The 18,504-nt window shown below is 65.0% G+C and carries 17 protein-coding genes; 8 read left to right on the top strand and 9 right to left on the bottom strand.

Annotated elements, in window-relative coordinates:
- Positions 1-23: 23 nt before the first annotated feature.
- The 4 genes from prpF to prpB all read right to left on the bottom strand — a co-directional run bounded on the left by prpF (position 24) and on the right by prpB (position 6,032).
- Positions 24-1,229, bottom strand: coding sequence for a 2-methylaconitate cis-trans isomerase PrpF (gene prpF / locus AC07VI_RS13480; RefSeq protein WP_492994773.1), 1,206 nt, complete (start codon positions 1,227-1,229; stop codon positions 24-26).
- A gap of 61 nt (positions 1,230-1,290) precedes the next feature.
- A complete protein-coding gene (acnD, locus tag AC07VI_RS13475; protein ID WP_086144810.1) occupies positions 1,291-3,885 on the bottom strand; it encodes a Fe/S-dependent 2-methylisocitrate dehydratase AcnD in 2,595 nt (864 codons plus the stop codon).
- Between the two features lie 23 nt (positions 3,886-3,908).
- Complete coding sequence (gene prpC / locus AC07VI_RS13470) at positions 3,909-5,063, bottom strand: bifunctional 2-methylcitrate synthase/citrate synthase (protein WP_086144809.1); 1,155 nt, start codon at positions 5,061-5,063, stop codon at positions 3,909-3,911.
- Positions 5,064-5,144: 81 nt separating this feature from the next.
- Entirely contained in the window at positions 5,145-6,032 is an 888-nt protein-coding gene (gene prpB / locus AC07VI_RS13465) for a methylisocitrate lyase (protein WP_086144808.1), read from the bottom strand.
- Between the two features lie 50 nt (positions 6,033-6,082).
- On the opposite strand from prpB, the gene AC07VI_RS13460 reads away from it, so the two are divergent.
- Positions 6,083-6,274 (top strand): hypothetical protein, encoded by a 192-nt coding sequence (locus tag AC07VI_RS13460; protein ID WP_492994775.1) that lies wholly within the window; start codon positions 6,083-6,085, stop codon positions 6,272-6,274.
- A gap of 100 nt (positions 6,275-6,374) precedes the next feature.
- Here AC07VI_RS13460 and AC07VI_RS13455 read toward each other — a convergent pair whose 3' ends face one another.
- Both AC07VI_RS13455 and AC07VI_RS13450 read right to left on the bottom strand, forming a co-directional pair.
- Entirely contained in the window at positions 6,375-6,623 is a 249-nt protein-coding gene (locus AC07VI_RS13455; protein WP_086144807.1) for a hypothetical protein, read from the bottom strand.
- A gap of 111 nt (positions 6,624-6,734) precedes the next feature.
- Entirely contained in the window at positions 6,735-6,971 is a 237-nt protein-coding gene (locus AC07VI_RS13450; protein ID WP_099375932.1) for a hypothetical protein, read from the bottom strand.
- Between the two features lie 176 nt (positions 6,972-7,147).
- Between AC07VI_RS13450 and AC07VI_RS13445 the strand changes: the two genes are divergently transcribed.
- The 4 genes from AC07VI_RS13445 to AC07VI_RS13430 all read left to right on the top strand — a co-directional run bounded on the left by AC07VI_RS13445 (position 7,148) and on the right by AC07VI_RS13430 (position 13,286).
- Positions 7,148-8,005 (top strand): MBL fold metallo-hydrolase, encoded by an 858-nt coding sequence (locus AC07VI_RS13445; protein WP_086144806.1) that lies wholly within the window; start codon positions 7,148-7,150, stop codon positions 8,003-8,005.
- 139 nt (positions 8,006-8,144) lie between these two features.
- Positions 8,145-10,274, top strand: a complete 2,130-nt coding sequence (locus AC07VI_RS13440; protein WP_086144805.1) for a T6SS effector phospholipase Tle3 domain-containing protein — start codon at positions 8,145-8,147, stop codon at positions 10,272-10,274.
- A 130-nt stretch (positions 10,275-10,404) separates the two neighbouring features.
- Positions 10,405-11,733, top strand: coding sequence for a hypothetical protein (locus AC07VI_RS13435; protein ID WP_086144804.1), 1,329 nt, complete (start codon positions 10,405-10,407; stop codon positions 11,731-11,733).
- A 122-nt stretch (positions 11,734-11,855) separates the two neighbouring features.
- A complete protein-coding gene (locus AC07VI_RS13430; RefSeq protein WP_086144803.1) occupies positions 11,856-13,286 on the top strand; it encodes an MFS transporter in 1,431 nt (476 codons plus the stop codon).
- A gap of 126 nt (positions 13,287-13,412) precedes the next feature.
- Here AC07VI_RS13430 and AC07VI_RS13425 read toward each other — a convergent pair whose 3' ends face one another.
- The 3 genes from AC07VI_RS13425 to AC07VI_RS13415 form a co-directional block, all read right to left on the bottom strand.
- On the bottom strand, positions 13,413-14,318 hold the full coding sequence (locus AC07VI_RS13425) for a LysR family transcriptional regulator (protein ID WP_086144802.1): 906 nt from the start codon (positions 14,316-14,318) through the stop codon (positions 13,413-13,415).
- A gap of 4 nt (positions 14,319-14,322) precedes the next feature.
- Positions 14,323-14,556, bottom strand: a complete 234-nt coding sequence (locus tag AC07VI_RS13420; RefSeq protein WP_086144801.1) for a hypothetical protein — start codon at positions 14,554-14,556, stop codon at positions 14,323-14,325.
- Between the two features lie 72 nt (positions 14,557-14,628).
- Entirely contained in the window at positions 14,629-16,077 is a 1,449-nt protein-coding gene (locus tag AC07VI_RS13415) for a M20/M25/M40 family metallo-hydrolase (RefSeq protein WP_492994780.1), read from the bottom strand.
- A gap of 174 nt (positions 16,078-16,251) precedes the next feature.
- Here AC07VI_RS13415 and AC07VI_RS13410 point away from each other — a divergent pair, with 174 nt between their 5' ends.
- The 3 genes from AC07VI_RS13410 to AC07VI_RS13400 all read left to right on the top strand — a co-directional run bounded on the left by AC07VI_RS13410 (position 16,252) and on the right by AC07VI_RS13400 (position 18,449).
- Complete coding sequence (locus AC07VI_RS13410; protein WP_086144799.1) at positions 16,252-16,782, top strand: GNAT family N-acetyltransferase; 531 nt, start codon at positions 16,252-16,254, stop codon at positions 16,780-16,782.
- 120 nt (positions 16,783-16,902) lie between these two features.
- On the top strand, positions 16,903-17,343 hold the full coding sequence (locus AC07VI_RS13405) for a glycine zipper 2TM domain-containing protein (RefSeq protein WP_086144798.1): 441 nt from the start codon (positions 16,903-16,905) through the stop codon (positions 17,341-17,343).
- Between the two features lie 146 nt (positions 17,344-17,489).
- Positions 17,490-18,449 (top strand): PP2C family protein-serine/threonine phosphatase, encoded by a 960-nt coding sequence (locus AC07VI_RS13400; RefSeq protein ID WP_492994783.1) that lies wholly within the window; start codon positions 17,490-17,492, stop codon positions 18,447-18,449.
- The last annotated feature ends 55 nt before the right edge of the window (positions 18,450-18,504 follow it).

The following is an 18,504-nucleotide window of genomic DNA, read 5'->3' as shown; positions in this document are numbered from 1 at the left end:
CAGCGGCGGCCCGGCGGCACGGCTTAGCCGGGCAAGGCGTCGCCGGGAATGCGCACGAATCCCTCCATCACCACGCGCGCGCTGCGGCTCATGATGGCCTTGGTGACGCTCCATTGGCCATCGACCAGCGCCGCTTGCGCGCCCACCGTCAGGGTGCCCGACGGGTGGCCGAAACGCACGCTGCTTTTTTCGCCGCCGCCGGCCGCCAGGTTGACCAGGGTGCCGGGAATGGCCGCCGCCGTGCCGATGGCGACGGCCGCCGTGCCCATCATGGCGTGGTGCAGCTTGCCCATGGACATGGCACGCACCAGCAGGTCGATCTCGCCCGCTTCCACCTTTTTCCCGCTGGACGACACGTAGCCAGCCGGCCGGGCGACAAACGCCACTTTCGGCGTGTGCTGGCGCTTGGCCGCCTCATCGAGGCGGGAAATCAAACCCATGCGCAGGGCGCCGTGCGCGCGGATGGTCTCGAAGCGGGCCAGGGCTGCCGGATCGCCGTTGATGGCGTCCTGCAGTTCCGTGCCCGTGTAGCCGATGGCGTCCGCGTCGACAAAAATCGTCGGGATGCCGGCGTTGATCATGGTGACGTTCAACACGCCGATGCCAGGCACATCGAGCTCATCGACGAGGTTGCCAGTAGGGAACATCGCGGAACTGCCGCCGTCGCCGCCCTCCTCGTCCGCGGCCGGATCGAGGAATTCCAGCTTGACTTCCGCGGCCGGGAAGGTCACGCCATCGAGCTCGAAGTTGCCCGTTTCCTGCACTTCGCCATGCGTCATGGGGACGTGGGCGATGATGGTCTTGCCGATATTGGCTTGCCAGATGCGCACCGTGGCGATGCCGTCGGCAGGCACGCGGGCGGCGTCCAGCAAGCCGCTGGCGATGGCGAACGAGCCGACGGCGGCCGACAGGTTGCCGCAATTGCCGCTCCAGTCGACGAAGGGCTTGTCGATCGAGACCTGGCCGAACAGGTAGTCGACGTCGTGGTCAGGCTTGCTGCTTTTCGCCAGGATCACCGTCTTGCTGGTGCTCGACGTGGCGCCGCCCATGCCGTCGATCTGCTTGCCGTAGGGGTCGGGGCTGCCGATCACGCGCAGCAGGAGCGCATCGCGCGCCGCGCCCGGCACTTGCGCGCTGGCGGGCAAATCCTGCAGGCGGAAGAACACGCCCTTGCTGGTGCCGCCGCGCATGTAGGTGGCGGGGATTTTGATTTGGGGGGTGTGGGTCATGAAATTTCCTGAAAAGCCGGGCGACGCGCGCCTGCGCGCCACCCGGTGAATGACGAACTGCTTACGCTGCCTTGGACGATTCGAGGAAATCCTGCGCGAATCGTTGAAGAACGCCGCCCGCCTCGTAGATCGACACCTCTTCCGCCGTATCGAGGCGGCAGGTGACGGGCACGTCGACCGTGTCGCCGTTCTTGCGATGGATCAACAAGGTCAGGGTGGAGCGCGGCGTGCGTTCGCCCACGACGTCGTAGGTTTCGCTGCCGTCCAGGCCCAGGGTCTTGCGGTTCACGCCAGGGAGGAATTCCAGCGGCAAGACGCCCATGCCCACCAGGTTGGTGCGGTGGATGCGTTCAAAACCTTCGGCCACGATGGCTTCCACGCCGGCCAGGCGCACGCCCTTGGCGGCCCAGTCGCGCGAGGAACCCTGGCCATAGTCGGCGCCGGCGATGATGATCAATGGCTGCTTGCGCTCCATGTACACCTCGATGGCTTCCCACATGCGCGAGATTTTGCCTTCCGGCTCGATGCGCGTGAGCGAACCGGCCTTCACCTTGCCGTCCTCGACGACCATCTCGTTCTTCAGGGTCGGGTTGGCGAACGTGGCGCGCTGCGCCGTCAGATGGTCGCCCCGGTGCGTGGCGTAGGAATTGAAGTCTTCCTCGGGCAAACCCATCTTCGCCAGGTATTCGCCGGCCGCGCTGTCGAGCATGATGGCGTTCGATGGCGACAAGTGGTCGGTGGTGATGTTGTCGCCGAGGACGGCCAGCGGACGCATGCCTTTCAAGGGGCGCGCGCCGGCCAGCGCGCCTTCCCAGTATGGCGGGCGGCGGATATACGTCGTCTGCGGACGCCAGTCGTACAGGGGGCTGACCTTGATGCCGTCATCCGCCTGCGCGGCAAACATGGGAATGTACACCTTGCGGAACTGCTCCGGCTTGACGCTGGAAGCGACGATGGCGTCGATTTCCTCGTCAGACGGCCAGATATCTTTCAACAGAATCGGCTTGCCGTCGGCGTCATGGCCCAGCACATCCTTTTCGATATCGAAGCGGATGGTGCCGGCGATCGCATAGGCCACCACCAGCGGCGGCGAGGCGAGGAAAGCCTGTTTCGCGTACGGGTGGATGCGGCCGTCGAAGTTGCGGTTGCCCGACAAGACGGCCGTGGCGTACAGGTCGCGCGACACCACTTCGTCCTGGATGACAGGATCGAGCGCGCCCGACATGCCATTGCACGAGGTGCAGGCAAAGGCCACCACGCCAAAACCCAATGCTTCGAGTTCCGGCATCAGGCCCGCTTCCTGCAGATACAGTTCCACGGTTTTCGAGCCGGGCGCCAGCGACGATTTCACCCAGGGTTTACGGGTCAGGCCGAGGCGGTTCGCATTGCGCGCGATCAAACCGGCGGCGATCATGTTGCGCGGGTTGTTCGTGTTGGTGCAGCTGGTGATGGCGGCGATGATGACGGCGCCGTCCGGCATCTTGCCCGGCTCGTTTTCCACCACGCCGGAAATGCCGCGCGCGGCCAGTTCCGACGTCGGCACGCGGTTGTGCGGATTCGACGGGCCGGCGATATTGCGCACGACGGACGACAGGTCGAAGCTCAAGACGCGCTCGTACTGCGCATCGGCCAGGCTGTCGGCCCACAATCCCGTTTCCTTCGCATACAGCTCCACCAGCTTGACCAGCTCGTCGTCGCGGCCCGTCAATTTCAGGTACTTGATGGTTTGCGCGTCGATGTAGAACATGGCGGCCGTGGCGCCGAATTCCGGCGCCATGTTGGAAATCGTGGCACGGTCGCCCAGGGTCAGGTGCGACGCGCCTTCACCGAAGAATTCCAGGTAGGACGAAACGACCTTCTGCTTGCGCAAGAATTCCGTCAGCGCCAGCACGGTATCGGTCGCCGTGATGCCCGGCTGCGGTTTGCCCGTCAGCTTGACGCCGATGATGTCGGGCAAACGCATCCACGAGGCGCGGCCCAGCATCACGCTTTCCGCTTCCAGGCCGCCCACGCCGATGGCGATCACGCCCAGCGCGTCGACCATCGGCGTGTGCGAATCCGTGCCCACCAGGGTATCGGGATAGGCTACACCATTTTGCACCTGGATCACGGGCGACATGCGCTCAAGATTGATCTGGTGCAAGATGCCGTTGCCTGGCGGAATCACATCGACGTTCTTGAACGCCTTTTTCGTCCAGTCGATGAAATCGAAGCGGTCTTCGTTGCGGCGGTCTTCGATGGCGCGGTTCTTGGCGAAGGCGTCGGGGTCGAAACCGCCGCATTCGACGGCCAGCGAATGGTCGACCACCAGCTGCGTCGGCACGACGGGGTTGACCAGGGCCGGATCGCCGCCCTGGGCCGCGATGGCGTCGCGCAGGCCGGCCAGGTCGACCAGGGCCGTCTGGCCCAGGATGTCATGACAGACGACGCGGGCGGGGAACCACGGGAAATCGAGGTCGCGGCGGCGTTCGATGAACTGGCTCAGCGAAGCGTCCAGGGTCGCCGGGTCGCAGCGGCGCACGAGGTTTTCGGCCAGTACGCGCGAGGTGTAGGGCAAGGTGGCGTAGGCGCCCGGGGCGATGGCATCGACGGCGGCGCGCGTGTCGAAGTAGTCCAGCCCTGTTCCCGGCAATGGCTTGCGGTACAGGGTATTCATCGGGGTAGTCATTGCGGTGCTCATTATTTGCGGTCCTTGATCGGCACGAATTCCAGGTCTTCCGGGCCGACGTAGTTGGCGCTCGGGCGGATGATCTTGTTGTCGATGCGCTGCTCGATGATGTGGGCGGCCCAGCCCGAGGTGCGCGAGATGACGAACAGCGGCGTAAACATCGCCGTCGGCACGCCCATCATGTGGTAGGACACGGCCGAGAACCAGTCCAGGTTCGGGAACATGTTCTTGATTTCCCACATGACCGATTCCAGGCGCTCGGCGATGTCGAACATCTTGGTCGATCCCGCTTCCAGCGACAGCTTGCGCGCCACTTCCTTGATGACCACGTTGCGCGGGTCCGAGATCGTGTAGACGGGGTGGCCGAAGCCGATCACCACTTCCTTGTTGGCCACGCGCTCGCGGATGTCCGCTTCCGCTTCGTCGGGGTTGTCGTAGCGCTTCTGGATGTCCAGCGCCACTTCGTTGGCGCCGCCGTGTTTCGGGCCGCGCAGCGCGCCGATGGCGCCCGTGATGGCCGAATGGATGTCCGAACCCGTGCCGGCGATGACGCGGCTGGTGAAGGTCGAGGCGTTGAACTCATGTTCCGCGTACAGGATCAGCGAGGTATGCATGGCTTTTTCCCACGACGCCGACGGTTTTTCGCCGTGCAGCAGGTGCAGGAAGTGGCCGCCGATCGAGTCGTCGTCCGTTTCCACCTCGATGCGCTTGCCGTTATGGCTGTAGTGGTACCAGTACAGCAGCATGGAGCCGAACGACGCCATCAGGCGGTCGGCGATGTCGCGCGCGCCCGGCGCGTTATGGTCGTCCTTTTCCGGCAGGGTGCAGCCGAGGACGGACACGCCCGTGCGCATCACGTCCATCGGGTGGGCGGCCGCCGGCAGCGCTTCCAGCGCCAGCTTGACGGCCGACGGCAAGCCGCGCAGCGATTTCAGCTTGGCCTTGTAGCCTTTCAGTTCGGCGCTTGTGGGCAGCTTGCCGTGCACCAGCAGGTAGGCGATTTCCTCGAACTCGCAGCTGTCGGCCACGTCCAGGATGTCGTAGCCGCGGTAGTGCAAATCGTTGCCGGTCTTGCCGACCGAGCACAGCGCCGTGTTGCCGGCGGTGACGCCGGACAGGGCGACGGATTTTTTAGGCTTGAAAGTGGCGGCTTGCGGTGCGTTCATTGATTTCTCCAAAAATTGACTAGTCTCGGTTGCGTCACTGCGGGGCCGGCAGGCGGCCCCTGCTTCTTTACTTATTTCTGCTTATTTCTTTTGCGCGGCGAACAGCGCGTCGAGTTTTTGTTCAAAATCATGATAGTTGATCGATTCATACAATTCCATGCGCGTCTGCATGGTGTCGACGACGTTCTTTTGCGTGCCGTCGCGGCGCAGCGCCTGGTAGACGTTTTCCGCCGCCTTGTTCATGGCGCGGAAGGCCGACAGCGGATACAGGGCCAGGCCCACATGGGCGCTGCGCAGTTCGTCCAAGGTGAACAGCGGCGTGGCACCGAATTCCGTGATGTTGGCCAGGATCGGCACATTGACGGCCTTGGCAAACGTGGCGTACATGTCCAGGTCAGTGATGGCTTCCGGGAAGATCATGTCGGCGCCCGCTTCGACGCAGGCGATGGCGCGTTCCAGCGCCGCTTCCAGGCCATCGACGGCCAGCGCATCGGTGCGCGCCATGATGACGAAGTTCGGGTCCGTGCGCGCGTCGACAGCCGCCTTGATGCGGTCGACCATCTCTTCCTTGCTGACGATTTCCTTGCCCGGACGGTGGCCGCAGCGCTTGGCGCCCACCTGGTCTTCGATGTGCAGGCCGGCCGCGCCGAACTTGATCATCGATTTCACGGTGCGCGCCACATTGAAGGCGGAGGCGCCAAAGCCCGTGTCGGCGTCGACCAGCAGCGGCAGGTCGCACACGTCGGTGATGCGGCGGATGTCGGTCAGCACGTCGTCCAGGCTGGAAATGCCCAGGTCGGGCAAGCCCAGCGAGCCGGCCGCGACGCCGCCGCCGGACAGGTAGATGGCTTTATAGCCGGCGCGCTTGGCCAGCAAGGCGTGGTTGGCGTTGATGGCGCCGACGACTTGCAACGGCGATTCTTCCTGGACGGCCTTGCGGAATGCGGCACCTGCGGAGTATTGAGTCATGTGTTCACCTTATGGGTTTCGGATGGTCCCGAATGTTTCACGGAGTGGCTATGAGCATTCCTATTGCAAATGCCGTGCCAGCCCCGCTCACCGGCCCGGGAAATGCGCCACAGCACAGTGAAAAACAGGGGAGGCGGCCACGCGGCGGCGCGGCGCGCGCTGTCACGCCAGGGAACATCGATGTCACGATTCAGCGCAACGATGTTTCAAATATGTTTCAATCATTCCGTTTGAAACATTGAAACATGAAACAGATCAGGCTGCCAGCAGGCAGGACGCCGGGCGCGCGCATAAAAAAACAGCCGGCGGGCGCCGGCTGCAGGATTGCTGGAACGTCAGGATTTACGCCAGCCGCACCAGCGGGTTGGCGATGATGTTGTCGATCTGGCGCACGGCCTCTTCGCAGGCGGCGGCAATGGCGCCCTCCTCGTCGTCGCGCACGAACTGCATGGTCGAGCCTTCGAAGACTTCCAGGCCTTCCGCGGTGGCGCGTTCGATGTCGCAGCTGGCCGACCATTTGCCGTCGGTGGTGGGCACGGCCAGGGGAACGATTTCCCAGCCTTTATAGTGAATTTTAGAACTGTTATCCATGGGTGCCTCCTTGGTGACTGACTCAATAGTGGAAATCGTAGCATGAAGCGCCGCCGGCAGCGACGTGTTTCACGCGCCGGCACGCAATTGGGCTAAACGATTTACGCTGGCTCAAGGACGCAGCAGATTGTCCACTTCCGTCTTCGCCACTTCCAGGCCGGCCGCGCAGGCCGTCTCGGGGGCCGCATAGCCGCCCAGGGTGCGGCTGCGCGTGATGGCCTGCGCCCCGGCTTCCCCGTCGCGCTGCAGGCGATAGCTAAAGTCCCATAAATCGTCGTTATCCTTTTGCGGGGTCACGGAAATCGTAAAACCACGGTACTGTTCGCTGCGTGCAGTGATATCGTTCATGAATTCCTCCTTGTCAGAATGAGGTTACCACGCTGCAAGGCCCAGGGTGCGCACGGCAGTCGCGTGCGCGGCACGGCCCCTTATCTGTTTTTCGCATGTTAAATGTGAATCTGCAGCATTTTTTTAGCGAACTCTGGCGATATAATGCCCTTCCCTGTCCGTCCCTTGCCGCCGTGATGACTCCACAAATCCAAGCTTTCTTCGACCCCGCCACCGCCACCGTCACCTATGTCGTCTACGAGGCTGACGGACGCGACTGCGCCATCATCGATTCCGTGCTCGACTACGACCCGAAGGCGGGCCGCACGTCCACCGCCTCGGCCGACAAGGTGATCGCCTTCGTGCGCGAGCATGGCTTGCAGTGCCGCTGGCTGCTGGAAACCCACGCGCACGCCGATCATCTTTCCGCCGCGCCCTACCTGCAGCAGCAGCTGGGCGGCGACGTGGCCATCGGCGCAGCCATCCAGACGGTGCAGCAGGCGTTCGCCGCCGTCTACCACCAGGATGCGGCCCCGGCCGACGGCTCGCAGTTCGACCAGTTGTTCGCGCCCGACCAGGTGTTTCATATCGGCAAGCTGGAAGCGCGCGCGCTGCATGTGCCCGGCCACACGCCGGCCGACCTGGCGTACCAGATCGGCGACGCCGTGTTTGTCGGCGACACCCTGTTCATGCCGGACGTGGGCTCGGCCCGCTGCGATTTCCCCGGCGGTTCCGCTACCCTGCTGTACCGCTCCGTGCAGCGTTTGCTGGCGCTGCCGCCGCAGACGCGGCTGTTCATGTGCCACGACTACCCTCCCAACGGCCGCGCGCCGCGCTGGGAAGTGACGGTGGCCGAACAGCGCGCCGGCAACATCCACTTGCACGACGGCATCACGGAAGACCAGTTCGTGGCGATGCGCACCCGCCGCGACGCCACCCTGGACATGCCGACCCTGATCCTGCCCGCCATCCAGGTCAACATCAACGCGGGCAAGCTGCCCGAGCCGGAAGACAACGGCGTGCGCTACCTCAAGATACCGCTGAACGCCATCTGATTTTCCCGCACTCCCCGCCTGCCGCACGTCCTTTCTTGACACCACGCAAGTTCCACCCCGGGCAATCCGCATACAGTGCAGATTGCCCGGGCTCGCCTGGGCGCCGCTTTTTCCTGTTGAACCTTGACGGAGCGCCCGTATGCTTCCCGACTACACGCCAGGCACCGACTGCCTGCTGCTGGCCGAGGCCGAAGGCACGACCTTGTTCAGCCATGCCTTGCTCAAGGCCGTCACGCGCTTGCCGCGCCCCGGCATCGTCATCTTCGTGCACGGCGTCAATTCCGACGGCGAATGGTATGAGCAGGCCGAGCAAGGCCTGTGCGCCGGCCTGAATGCCCGCCTGAAGCGCCGCGACGAGGACCTGGCACTCCCCGGCCCGGCCGCCGGACAGATGCAGGCTGCCACTTACGCGCGCGAACTGACGGACGACGGCTTCCTCAACCCCAAGCGCAATGCCACCACCTTCCTGCAGGCGGACGATGCCAATTCACCCGTGATCCGCTTTCGCTGGGGCTACAAGGCCAACGGCGAGCAATTGCAGGCATTCGGCGACGGTATCTATCTGAACGAAAAGAATTACTGGGGCGGCGGGCCGTTCGCCAACGGCTGCAGCGCCCTGCCTGACCTGTGGGGCCAGGGCTTGTCGGAGGAACTGTTCCTGTGGATGCATATCCAGCACATGAACCCGACGAATGACCGGCAAGTGTATGCCTGCCCGCCACGCCCGTACTTCGTGTTCGCCGCCTGGCGCCTGGCGCGTCTCGTACAATCGATCAGAGCGTGCCAGCACGACGCGCCCGTCACCATCGTCTGCCATAGCCAGGGCAATATGGTGGCCATGGCGGCCGCGTTTCTCGGCGAAACGCTGGGCGCTTCCGCCGTGGCAGACAGTTACGTTCTATGCAACCCGCCCTACAGCCTGCTCGACAGCAATTTTACGGAAAACTGGGTCAGCGGCCATCTGAAGGATGAGCACGGCAACACGGGCCGGCAAAAGTACGAAGCGCGCACGCAGACCTTGAAAGCGTTTTTCAACATCCTGCGCACCCGCCCGGCCATGCAGCAGGATGCCGCCTTTGTCGACGAATGCAGCGCCAATCGCAAGCCTGCACGCAAGGACAGCTATACGGCCGCGTTCGACCGCGCAGACTACGGCTTGCATGGTTCCACCTATGGCAGGGTCACCCTGTATTTCAACCCGCACGACCAGGTGATTTCGGCCACGCCCGTGCAAGGCATAGGCTGGCGCGGCATGTCGGCACAGGAAATTGCCGATGCGGGCGGTGAAGGCGTCTTCACGCAGCGCGTGTTTGCGCAAAATCACCTTGTCGGCCAGGAAAATGAAAAGGACTACGACATCTGGCAGCGCAATGGCCAGTCCTTGACGCCGGACAGCCTCGATTTCTGGCACCCGCGTTCACTGGTCGCCGAGTACTCGATCGAAAAGGGCATGCGGGCCAGCAAAGGCATCGGCCGCAAGATACTGACCTTCCTCTTCGCCCCCATCGTCATCGTGCTCGCCAAGACTGCCGGCACGCGCATCAACGCCCTGCCGCCCAAGTCCTGGCGGCTGCCGATGAAGGCGCCCAGGCTGCCCGAGCCCTTCCTGCCGCATTCGAAACGCTTTGCCGATACGAGCGAACAATTTGACGAAGGCTGCGATGCCCCTGCCGGCTCCCTGCACAAGGACCGCGCCGCCGAAACCGACGACGCGTATGCGCCTTACCGTTCCCAGGGCAAGGGCGATGCACAGACCGAGGCGGCACTGCGCTACGAACAGAATGGCATGCTGCGCATGCAGGCCAGGCGTGACGGCTGGGTCGAAAAAGGCAAGCCTGTGACGGCGGTGGACAAGCCGGAGGAGGCTTCCACGGAATTCAAGGCCTGGCGCAAGCAGGAAATCCAGAACTACCTGGCCGCCAATATCGACACCCACGCCACCGATCACTCGACCATCATGACCAATCCCGAGCATGCGCAGAAGGCGCTGGCCTATGACGTGGCGGTGGGCGTATGCACGATCAGGCAGGAGGCGTTGCGAGAATTAAGGGTTGCGGCGGATTGGAGCCTGTTGAAAGGCTCATCTTTCGAGTCTGGAGAGTTCTTTGAATACTACGACAATGGGACATTTAAAAATGTATCTTTATTTACATGGGCAAATGACAAAGACAGCCCTGCCAGAAAACCAAAAAGCATCGTTGACGAGCGCCAGAATGCCAGGCCTGCCGACCCTTCCACCAACTTTGCACTGAGGACTGACGGTGCGTAAGTTCATTGTCACGCCGCGCCAGCGACTGGCCTGGGCGCTCGCCACATCTTTCATTGTCATTTGCCTTGTGCTCTGGCTCAACTGGCCAAGCTATGCAGGTCACCAGACTATCCATTCACCTGGAGAACTCATGAAACAGTTCCTTGCGCTGCCCATGCTCGCTGCGTTCACCATGTTTGCGCTATTGACGGCCTGCGCCGTGCAACCTGTGCAGAAGGAAGACGATCTCCCAAAAAACACGACCCATGCTCCCTTCCGGGCACAAGTGGTGGGCCTGCAATGGCTCAATCCACTGCAACGGCTCGACTATCCGACCGAGTGGCAGCTGCTATGGACGTTGGGATTGGCCAAGCCCAACAAGAATGACGATATGGTCAGGACGGATCCCAGGGGCTTCAGCACCTTGCAGGCCGTCGCCCCCATTGCTCACGATATCAATGGCAGGGAAACGTTCAAGGGTTATCACCATAAGTATCTGCGCGAGCTGATGACCAATTTCCACGACATTTATTATTCCAGCCCCACCTACTTCTACCACGTCTACCCCAAGGATAAAAAACAGAACTGGCGTGAACTGGCAGGCATCCGCGTGGAATATGCCCTGCCTGAAGGAAAATTCGATTTGGCAGAAGTACATCAATTCACGCAGCAAACCATCACCGACACCTTCAGCATCGGCAACACTCACTTCCCCACCCTCTGGACCCGCGCCACGCCACCCGACGTGCGCATCACCCTGGGCGGCAACAATGCGGGCTTCGTCTCCCTGCAAGCCGCGCTGGCCTATCTGGAAGCGCATCCGAAGGAAACCGTATGGGTCATGAACTGGGATGCGCCGAGCCGGCCGAAAACCATGCAGATCAATGAAAACCTCGTGCTGCTGGTGCTGGCCGGCCCTGATTACAAAACGGAGCGGGCGGCGCTGGCGTGGATAGGCTATCCGGCCACGAAGAATGTCGCCGATTTTGCACTGGCCAAGGGCAAGCCGCCGCGCGCCGTGCAGGCCTGGCAGGCGCTATTTGCCGAAGTCGCGCGCCATGGCGGCAAGACGGAAGAAGACATCGGCTACGTCATCCACGATGCCAACAGGACCTTGCCCACGTCCCCCGACCGCCTGGGCCAGCTGGCGCATGCCTTGACCCTGGAAGTGCCGGGCTTCGACTTCCTGCCGCAGACCTTCAATACGCCTGCCCTGCTGGGCGAAATGGGCGCCGGCACGGCGCTGACCAATGTCGCCCTGGGCATCGCCCATGCCAACCACGTCGGCCAGCCCGTGCTGGTGGCGGGCACCAGCGATCCCGACAGCGTCACGGGCGTGCTGGTGTCGCCGCCGGCCATCGTGCGCCCCATCAATCACGACCAGCCGTGGTTCCGCGCGCGCGGCGAACACCATGCCTACCTGCCGTGGTGGGGCATCCGCCACGACGCGGCGGACGGTATGCAGGGTTACTCGGATTGAAATCCGAAGGCAACGCTTGTCACATGGCGTCAAACGCAATAACACAATGCAAATGATGCGTCTTCCGCCATGCCAGATCCCTCGCTACCATGTGGTGACCCTATTCGAGAATCAGCCACGCCATGCAACTACCGTCAAAATCCGCACCACCCGAGCAGCAGGCCATCACGCTACCCGTGCGCGGCGCGCTTGCCAGCCTGTCCCTGGCGATGCTGCTGCCCGCGCTGGGCACCAGCATCGCCAACGTGGGCTTGCCCGACATGGCCAGGGCCCTGCAGGCGTCGTTCCAGGATGTGCAATGGATCGTACTGGCCTACCTGCTGGCCATCACCGCCCTGATCGTCAGCGTGGGGCGCCTCGGCGACATGCTCGGCCGGCGCCGCCTGCTGCTGGCCGGCATCGCGCTGTTTGCCCTTGCCTCCATCCTGTGCGCCCTGGCGCCCACCTTGTGGCTGCTGGTTGCCGCGCGCGCCCTGCAGGGCCTGGGCGCTGCCGTCATGATGGCCCTGACCATGGCCTTTGTCGGCAGCACCGTGCCCAAGTCCCGGACGGGCAGCGCCATGGGCCTGCTCGGCACCATGTCCGCCGTCGGCACCACGCTGGGCCCCGCGCTGGGCGGCCTGCTGATCGCGCGCCTCGGCTGGCAAGCCATTTTCCTTGTCAACGTGCCGCTGGCCGGCGTGGCGCTGCTGCTGGCCTGGCGCTACCTGCCGGCGGACCTGCACGGCGCGCACGCCAAGCGCCCCGTGTTCGACCACCGCGGCACCGTGCTGCTGGCGCTGACCCTGGGCGCGTATGCGCTGGCCATGACCCTGGGCCGCGGCCATTTCGGCGTGCGCAACGCGGCGCTGCTGCTGACCGCCTGCATCGGCGCCATCCTGTTCGTCCGGGTCGAACTGAAGGCGCCGGCGCCGCTGATACGCCTGGCCATGCTGCGCGCGCCCGTGCTCAGCGCCGGCCTGGCGACCAGCATGCTGGTGTCGACGGTCATGATGTCCACCCTGGTGGTCGGTCCCTTCTACCTGGCGCGCGGCCTGGGCCTGGGCACGGCCGTCACCGGCATGGTGCTGGCGGCCGGGCCGCTGGTGGCGGCGTTCTGCGGCGTGCCGTCCGGCTGGCTGGTGGACCGCTACGGCGCGCAGCGCATGGGCGGCGCGGGCCTGTGCGGCGCGGCAGCGGCCTGCCTGGCGCTGGCCCTGCTACCCGCCAGCCTGGGCATCCCCGGCTACGTCGCGCCGATCATGCTGCTCACGGCCAGCTACGCGCTGTTCCAGGCGGCCAACAATACCGCCGTGATGGGCGACATCGCTGCCGACCAGCGCGGCGTCATCTCCGGCATGCTCAATCTGTCGCGCAATCTGGGCCTCGTCACGGGCGCCTCCGTGATGGGCGCCGTCTTCGCCGCCGGCGCTGGCGATATCGCCGGCGCCCGGCCAGCCGCCATGATCGGCGGCATGCACGCCACCTTTGCCGTCGCCAGCGCGCTGATACTCGCCGCGCTGGCCATTTTCGCGCTCGGCCGCGCCTTGCGCAGGGCTGGAGAGCCCGCATGATGCGCGCCCGTGCAACCGGATTCCTTCCTGTCCTGCGCTTACTGCTGCTGGCGTTGGCCTGCGGCGCCATCCTGTCCGGCTGCTGCTGGCCCTGACCTGCCGCACCGGGAGGCCCCGCCGGCGCCTTCAGCCGACGCTGATCCGTGCCGCGCAGGCGTCGACCACGCAGCCGCGCAGCCAGCGGTGGGCCGGGTCGGCATCCATGCGCGGATGCCACATCAGCGACACGGTCAGGTCCGGCATGCCTAGCGGCAGCGCAAAGCTGAACATGCCGGCGCGCAGATTGCCCGTATGCCGTTCCGGCACGGTGGCGATCAGGTCGGAGCCGGCGGCCAGCGCCAGCGCCGCCGTAAAGCCGCCGACGATGCTGGCGATCGTGCGCTGCAGTCCCAGCGCGGCCAGCGCATCGTCCATCGGCCCCGTATCCTGGTCGCGCCGCGCCACCAGCACATGCTGGCCGGCCGCATAGCGCTCGGCGCTGATCCCGCCTTGCGCCAGCGGATGGCCGCTGCGCACCACGCCGACAAAACGGTCGCCGAACAGCCTGCGCGTGCGCACTTCCGGGCTGGTGAAACTGCCGATCACGCCCGTCTCCAGGTCGATGCTGCCCTCGCGCAGCTGCACGCTTTCGCGGTCGGGCTTTTGCACGAAGCGCAGGCGCACGCCGGGCGCCTGCGCGCCGATGTGCGCGAGCAGCGCCGGGCCGAAATTTTCCACGAAGCCGTCGCTCGAACGCAGCGTGAACGTCTGTTCCAGCTGGCGCGGATCGAGCCGTTGCGCCGGCCCCAGCACGGCCAGCACCTCGCCCAGCAGGTGGCCCACCCGTTCGCGCAGCTCCAGCGCGCGCGGCGTGGGCACCAGTTCACGCCCGGCGCGCACCAGCAGCGGATCGCCCGTCGTTTCGCGCAGGCGCGCCAGCGCGCGGCTCATGGCCGATGGACTCAAACGCAGGCGCCGCGCCGCACGCGTGACGCTGCCTTCGGCCAGCAGGACATCGAGGGTAAGCAACAGGTTCAGGTCCGGTATCGACATGGTTTTACCGTGCCCCCTGTTGCCGGCGCCACAGCTGGCGCGTGCCGAAGGCTATGCGCTCCAGTTCGCCCATGGCGTGCAGCTGCTGCAGCGCCACGTCGACGACGCACGGCGGACACTCCCCGGCCACCCACCATTGCGCTATGCCTTCGCACGTGTCGGCAGCATGCGGATGCCGGCTCATATAAGTACGGATCTGCTGGATGACGCTGTCGATGAGGGCGGAATCTGGAGTCATGAAATACGCTCGATGGATGTTGTCAAAACGACGCTGGGAGCGCCGGCAAGGCAGCGGCCCGCGCTACGCAGATTATTCGCCCTGCTCCGGCGCGCGGCCGATTTCGCCGTCGAGATTGGCCAGGAACCAGGCCAGCGACGCCATCAGCGCCACGTTGCGCTTGAGGTTATCCGGATCGACCTTGTCCAGGGTGTCGGCCGGCGTATGGTGGTAGTGGAAGTAGCTGTGGCTGTCGACCAGCGGCTCGAAACTGGGCACGCCGCCCGTTTCCAGCCGGTGCAGGTCGCCCGTGCCCAGCGCGTCGCGGCGGGTAAACGCGTGCGCGCCCATGGGCTGCAAGGCGGCGCGCAGGGGGCCAAACAGTTTTTCCGACTTCGGCCCCACGCTGGCGAGGATGCCGAACGGGCGGCCGGCGCCGCTGTCCATCTCGATGGCCGCATATTGTTTACCGAGCGCCTGCTTGTGGGCCTCAAAATACGCCTGGCCGCCGCGGCCGCCGTTTTCCTCGTTCATCCAGGCGATCACGCGGATGGTGCGGCGCGGCCGGTAGTCGAGCTTATTCAGGGTTTCCAGCACGCCCATGGCCGCCACCACGCCGGCGCCGTCGTCGTGCGCGCCCGTCGCCAGGTCCCAGGAATCGAGGTGGCCAGAGACCACCACCACTTCGTCCGCCTTGTCCGTGCCCGGCCAGTCGGCGATCACGTTGTAGCTGTCCGCCTCGGGCATGTTTTGCGGCGTCAGGGTCAGGTGCATTGTCAAGGAGCCGCGCGCGGCCAGGCGGCCGATCAGCAAGGCGTCTTCCACGGTGACGGCGGCGGCCGGGATGCGCTTGCTGTCGTCCAGGCCCGTGGCGCCCGCGTGCGGGATGCGGAAGTTCGCGCCGCCCACCGAGCGCACCAGCGCGGCCGCCGCGCCCAGCTGCGCCGCCGCCTTCGGTCCGTTGAAGCGCAAGCGCGAGCCCTGGCCATACGTGACGCCGGCCAGGCCCCGCTCGGCCATCTCCTGGTCGAACGGCGTGTCGATCAGCACGATGGCGCCCTGCACTTGCGGCGCGCGCGCCTTGAGTTCTTCCAGGCTCTTGACGATGATCAAGGGTGCCGTCAGGCCGGCGGCCGGCGTGGCGCCGGAGCCGCCCAGGGCTGTGAGCACCACGCGCTGCGACACGCCCTGAGGACGGCCCGCGTAGTCGACGATTTCCGCCGTTTCCACGCCGCGCACCCAGTGCGGCACTTTCACGGGCTGCAGGGTGACGGTGGCGCCCAGCTGGCGCATGGCGTCGGCCACCTGCCGCACGGCGGCCGCCGCGCCGGCGGAGCCGGACAGGCGCGGGCCGATCAGATCCGTCATGTCGGCCAGGCGGGCGTAGGCCCAGTCGCTTTGCAGGGCCGTGTCGCGCACCTGCGCCAGCGCCTGCGGCGCATTGCCGGGGGCGGCGGCAAAGGCGTCCGTGCTGACAAGGCAGCCCAGGGCGATCGATAAAGCGCAACGGCGCCGCAAAGCGCCAGTCAGGATGGTCTGCATGTGATGTCGGTTCCAGTCTACAAGGTCGGAGCGGGTGCGCCATGGCCGGGGGCACGGCGCGGTTTTCTACGATAACGTATTTATTCTGTCATTGCAGCAACTTTTGCGCGACCGATTGCCTGTATCCGCCAGAGTCGATTACCATGCAGGTCGTGATCGCCACCGGATACCGCCATGCTCAAGGGAACTCTCTGTATCGTCCGGCATTTGACTGCCGCCGACCTGAACACCTATATCGCGCTGATCAACGACCTGCCCGCGCGCAGCGAATTCTTTTCGATGCAGTTCAAGTCGCCCGAGGTCATGCGGCGCGATTTCCTGCAAACAGGCTTTGTCACCGAGGACAGCGAATTGTTCCTCATCGAGGATCACGCCCAGCAGATCATCGGCACGATCACGCATTTCAAGAGCCGCACGCCAGCCTGCCGCGAAATCGGCTACCGCCTGTTCGACCCCAGGTGGGGCGGACGCGGCTATACCACTGAAGCGACGCGTCTGGTAATCGACTACCTGTTCAATGCCTATCCCTATCACCGCCTGGAATTGCTGATGGACCCGCAGAACACCGCCTCCGAGCGCATCGCGCAAAAGAACGGCTTTACCGAGGAAGGGGTGAAACGGCAAGCCTTTTTCATCAACGGCAGCATGCGCGATGTCAAAATGTACAGCCTGCTGCGGCCGGAATGGCAAGCCCGCTCCCGCTGACTTGTTACCGCCGGGGCGGGATTGTAATAAGTTGTATTAGACGTGGAACAAGCGGGGAACTGCGGATATAGTCCAGTTCATGCAGATCATTGTGATCTCGCCGGAATGGAAGGAAATGCCATGTTGAACAAGAAACTCCTGGGTGCGGTAATGGTAGCGGCAGTGGCTGTGTCTTCGGCCGCAGTCGCCGGTGACCGCGACTTCAATACCGTTGCAGGCGCCGTTGTCGGAGCGGCCATTGGCAACAGCACCGGCGGGCGCAATGGCGCGATCGTCGGTGGCGTGCTGGGCGCGGCCGTCGGCAACAGCATCAGCACGAATGACCGCTATTACGACCGTGGCGGCTATCGCGGCGGCTACCGCGAAACCTATTACGCCCCTGCGCCACAGCCCGTCTACTACGCGCCCGCGCCGCAGCCTGTGTACTACGCGCCGCCGCCACGCTACTACGGCCCGCCTGCCGTCGTCTACGTGCAACCGGGGCGCGGCTACTACCGCGACCATGGCCGCCGTGACTACTATGACCATGGCCACGGCCACGGCTGGGGCCATCGCCGCTAGGCACCGCCCCGCAGCTCCGTGACAACAACCTGCGCCAGCCTGCTGCCGCAGGTTTTTTTGCGAGAAAAGCAAGGTATCGCCCGTCCACAATATCGGCTAAGCTGTGTCCTATGATCAATATCGGGCCGCCTGGACCGCAGCAAACGATGCATTTAATCAAAGACGAGCTCGACTTTGGCCCCTGGCTTGACGCGGCGGCCGGCAGCAGCGTGGGCGCCGGCCCCATGCCGCGGCGCGAAAACCAGGACAATTTCCTGCTGATCGACGCCGGCGGCCACGCCGTCTGCCTGTCGCAGCAAGCGCCGTTCCACTGCCAGGTTCCCGGCTGGCCGGCCGGCCACGTGCGCGCCGCCGTGCTCGACGGCATGGGCGGCCACGGCCACGGGCGCGAAGCGGCGGAAGCGGCCGTGCAAGGCTTGCTGGCCATCCCCGCCTGCCGCGACACGGCCAGCCTGTCGGCCCAGCTCGATCATTTGCATGAGCGCTTGCAAGCCGCTTTCACGGCGGATATGCCGGCCCGTCCACCGGGCACCACCCTGACCTTGCTCGAAATACCGCCCGGCCAGGCGCCGCTGCTGTACCACGTGGGCGATTCGCGCCTGTACGAGATCAGCGATGGCGCGGCCGCGGTGCTCACCGTCGACCACGTGCCGGCCACCGCCTATGCGATGCGCGGCGCGCTGGACGAGGCGCAATGGCGCGCCCGCGTGCATGGCGAACACCATCCGCAAATCTCGCAGGCCTTCATTTTAGGCAACGCCTTCGGCGCGTCCCTGCATCTCGACAAACCCCTGCTCGCCCTCGATGCAGGCAATTTGCCGCCCTTCCTGGCCCGGCTGGGCGACCGCCGCGTGCTGCAGCTACGCCCCGGCGCCCACTATCTGCTGCTCAGCGACGGCTTCTGGGCCTGTGAAGACCCCTATGCCGCCACGGCGCGCTGGCCGGCCCTGTGCGCAGGCAGGACGGCGGCGCAAGCCGTCGCGGCCCTGCTGGGCGACTTCCTCGCCAGCCCGCCCAAGGGCTTGTCCAGCGACAACCTGACCGTGCTGGCGCTGCGCTTTCTTCCCCATCATTCGCGCCCAGCCGCGCCGCAGCGGCCCGCATAAAAATGAACCCGCGGCGCCCCGCGTGGTCTGATGGTAGACAGTTTGCAGCATTCCA

This window comes from Janthinobacterium sp. GW821-FHT03A03, from assembly GCF_059421435.1.
This window is presented reverse-complemented; position numbering and strand designations above follow the sequence as displayed.

Excerpts from the sequence above, each read along its gene's own strand:
- AC07VI_RS13405 (WP_086144798.1), top strand. The coding sequence starts at position 16,903 with ATGTTGAACAAGAAACTCCTGGGTGCGGTAATGGTAGCGGCAGTGGCT.
- AC07VI_RS13400 (WP_492994783.1), top strand. The coding sequence starts at position 17,490 with ATGCATTTAATCAAAGACGAGCTCGACTTTGGCCCCTGGCTTGACGCG.
- prpC (WP_086144809.1), bottom strand. The coding sequence starts at position 5,063 with ATGAACGCACCGCAAGCCGCCACTTTCAAGCCTAAAAAATCCGTCGCC.
- acnD (WP_086144810.1), bottom strand. The coding sequence starts at position 3,885 with ATGAATACCCTGTACCGCAAGCCATTGCCGGGAACAGGGCTGGACTAC.
- AC07VI_RS13425 (WP_086144802.1), bottom strand. The coding sequence starts at position 14,318 with ATGTCGATACCGGACCTGAACCTGTTGCTTACCCTCGATGTCCTGCTG.
- AC07VI_RS13460 (WP_492994775.1), top strand. The coding sequence starts at position 6,083 with ATGAGCATTCCTATTGCAAATGCCGTGCCAGCCCCGCTCACCGGCCCG.
- AC07VI_RS13430 (WP_086144803.1), top strand. The coding sequence starts at position 11,856 with ATGCAACTACCGTCAAAATCCGCACCACCCGAGCAGCAGGCCATCACG.
- AC07VI_RS13445 (WP_086144806.1), top strand. The coding sequence starts at position 7,148 with ATGACTCCACAAATCCAAGCTTTCTTCGACCCCGCCACCGCCACCGTC.
- AC07VI_RS13420 (WP_086144801.1), bottom strand. The coding sequence starts at position 14,556 with ATGACTCCAGATTCCGCCCTCATCGACAGCGTCATCCAGCAGATCCGT.
- prpF (WP_492994773.1), bottom strand. The coding sequence starts at position 1,229 with ATGACCCACACCCCCCAAATCAAAATCCCCGCCACCTACATGCGCGGC.
- AC07VI_RS13450 (WP_099375932.1), bottom strand. The coding sequence starts at position 6,971 with ATGAACGATATCACTGCACGCAGCGAACAGTACCGTGGTTTTACGATT.
- AC07VI_RS13410 (WP_086144799.1), top strand. The coding sequence starts at position 16,252 with ATGCTCAAGGGAACTCTCTGTATCGTCCGGCATTTGACTGCCGCCGAC.
- AC07VI_RS13440 (WP_086144805.1), top strand. The coding sequence starts at position 8,145 with ATGCTTCCCGACTACACGCCAGGCACCGACTGCCTGCTGCTGGCCGAG.
- prpB (WP_086144808.1), bottom strand. The coding sequence starts at position 6,032 with ATGACTCAATACTCCGCAGGTGCCGCATTCCGCAAGGCCGTCCAGGAA.
- AC07VI_RS13435 (WP_086144804.1), top strand. The coding sequence starts at position 10,405 with ATGAAACAGTTCCTTGCGCTGCCCATGCTCGCTGCGTTCACCATGTTT.
- AC07VI_RS13455 (WP_086144807.1), bottom strand. The coding sequence starts at position 6,623 with ATGGATAACAGTTCTAAAATTCACTATAAAGGCTGGGAAATCGTTCCC.
- AC07VI_RS13415 (WP_492994780.1), bottom strand. The coding sequence starts at position 16,077 with ATGCAGACCATCCTGACTGGCGCTTTGCGGCGCCGTTGCGCTTTATCG.